This is a genomic window from Blautia sp. DFI.9.10 (assembly GCF_024461705.1).
In the GTDB taxonomy this organism is placed as follows: domain Bacteria; phylum Bacillota; class Clostridia; order Lachnospirales; family Lachnospiraceae; genus Blautia_A; species Blautia_A fusiformis.
Map to the genome: position 1 here is coordinate 1 of NZ_JANGAA010000059.1, position 465 is coordinate 465.

The 465-nt window shown below is 41.7% G+C and carries 1 rRNA gene; it reads right to left on the reverse strand.

The features are described 5' to 3' along the window. Nucleotides 1–193 precede the first annotated feature (193 nt). Nucleotides 194–311, reverse strand: a 5S ribosomal RNA gene (gene rrf / locus NE671_RS15710). Nucleotides 312–465 lie beyond the last annotated feature (154 nt).

Here is a 465-nt window from a genome sequence, read left to right on the forward strand (position 1 = left end):
TGCATTAATTTCTTAATACTTTGCGTTTAAGGATATTTGATTAACTTAATCAAATCTCATGTATGCAGTTTTCAAGGTACAATGCTGACTGATATTTTATCAGCCATTTAAAAAGAAAATATCTTTTCTTCTTAAATCACTGGTAAAACCAGCATCTATTCTCATCAGGATCTCTCCTGTTTTTCTTTTTTTGATCTGGCGCCCACCTGCTCTCCCACACCGTCTCCAGTGCAGTACCATCGGCCGATTGGGTCTTAACCGTCGTGTTCGGGATGGGAACGGGTGTGTCCCCCAACCGCATCGGCACCAGAAATCTTTCAGCTTGATAGCTAAACAGTAAAACACATCTTCTCTACTTTTTCCGTTTTAGTTGGATTGATTCAGCCGTTTACACAGCCTACTGTATCCAATTTCCTTAGAAAGGAGGTGATCCAGCCGCACCTTCCGATACGGCTACCTTGTTAC